Raw genomic sequence first — 1,139 nt, forward strand, 5'->3', positions numbered from 1 at the left:
CGACGGCTCCCACTTGGGGGCTGTCATCCAAGGCTTGAACGGAATGGGCAACGAAGGTCTGTGAGGCGACCCGCTGAATCGCATACCAACCATCTGCCGCTACGATGGGGCCGTCGTAGCGTAACCGGTCAAACCATACCGTTCTTCTCTCGGTGAATCTTGTGCCATAACCTGTCTCCACATTCACTGACGGGAGCACGATATGAGCAGGCGACGTAACAAGACTGAGTGGCAACGACTGATTGATGAGCAGACAACGAGCGGACTGAGTCAGCAGGCATTCTGCCAACAGGTGGGGATTCCGCTCGCCACTTTCGGCTATTGGAAGCGCAAGCTCCAAGCCGAGTCAGGCTCCAGGCCCACTGGATCCAGTGATACCTGCTCCCTCGCTGACTGGGTCGAGCTGCCGCCCTAGGGATCGACGTCTGGCGGCGGCTGGCAGGTCGAGCTCGATCTGGGCAACGGCCTCTGTCTGCGTCTGCGCCGGGACTGATAATGCTGCTACCCGAGTCCGGGGTCCGAGTGTGGCTGTATACCCCACCGACGGATATGCGCAAGTCCTTCGACGGGCTGTCTGCTTTGGTGCGGCAGAAGCTGGCCGAGGATCCGACCACTGGCCAGCTGTTCGTCTTTATCAATCGGCGCCGCACCCAGCTCAAGGTACTCTATTTCGAGGAGGGGGGCTATTGCGTGTGGAGCAAGCGACTGGAGGCAGGGCGGTTCCACTTCAATGCCCGGGGTAAGGACAGGCAGACGCTGAGTTGGACGGATCTGAAGCTGATCGTCGAGGGCATAGACCTGACGTCGGTGCGGCGTTTCAAGCGCTATCGGCAGGGTCATGGAGGGACGGTTGTAGTATAATTTCTTTCATGCAAGTTACGGATTGTACAGTAAAAAATACCTCTTCCGGCGCCTCGGATCCGGAAGCACTTTTCCGTACACTTCAAGCGGCCAAAACCGAAATCGATACCCTCAGGCAACAGCTCTGCCAAGCCCGGCAACAACTCGACTGGTTCAAACGCCAGTTGTTCGGCCGCAAATCCGAGAAGCGGATCATCGACAACCCCCATCAGCTCGACCTGGGCGAGTTACTGGGCGACACCCCCGTACCGGCCGAGCCAGAGCCCGAAGAGATCACC

Annotated in this window: 3 protein-coding genes and 1 pseudogene; 3 read left to right on the top strand and 1 reads right to left on the bottom strand. The window is 58.7% G+C overall.

Annotated features, from left to right (window positions below):
- Nucleotides 1–289 (bottom strand): KfrB domain-containing protein (locus tag ACOCD2_RS21140; protein ID WP_419589148.1); only part of this gene is annotated, 289 nt, incomplete at its 3' end.
- On the opposite strand from ACOCD2_RS21140, the gene tnpA reads away from it, so the two are divergent.
- From tnpA to ACOCD2_RS21155, 3 genes and pseudogenes are all read left to right on the top strand, one after another.
- Nucleotides 203–415 carry an IS66 family insertion sequence element accessory protein TnpA gene (gene tnpA / locus ACOCD2_RS21145; protein ID WP_293689400.1) on the top strand — a complete coding sequence of 71 codons (213 nt, stop codon included), beginning with the start codon at nt 203–205 and terminating at the stop codon, nt 413–415. The genes ACOCD2_RS21140 and tnpA overlap by 87 nt on opposite strands.
- A gap of 80 nt (nt 416–495) precedes the next feature.
- Nucleotides 496–861, top strand: a complete 366-nt coding sequence (gene tnpB, locus ACOCD2_RS21150; protein ID WP_293653110.1) for an IS66 family insertion sequence element accessory protein TnpB — start codon at nt 496–498, stop codon at nt 859–861.
- A 134-nt stretch (nt 862–995) separates the two neighbouring features.
- Nucleotides 996–1,139 (top strand): annotated as a pseudogene (locus ACOCD2_RS21155) (transposase domain-containing protein); the annotation flags it as partial.

This window comes from Thiolapillus sp., from assembly GCF_048562965.1.
Lineage (GTDB): Bacteria > Pseudomonadota > Gammaproteobacteria > Chromatiales > Chromatiaceae > Thiolapillus > Thiolapillus brandeum_A.

What these genes read in the sequence shown, in the direction of transcription:
- tnpA (WP_293689400.1), top strand. Translation starts at nt 203, where the DNA reads ATGAGCAGGCGACGTAACAAGACTGAGTGGCAACGACTGATTGATGAG.
- tnpB (WP_293653110.1), top strand. Translation starts at nt 496, where the DNA reads ATGCTGCTACCCGAGTCCGGGGTCCGAGTGTGGCTGTATACCCCACCG.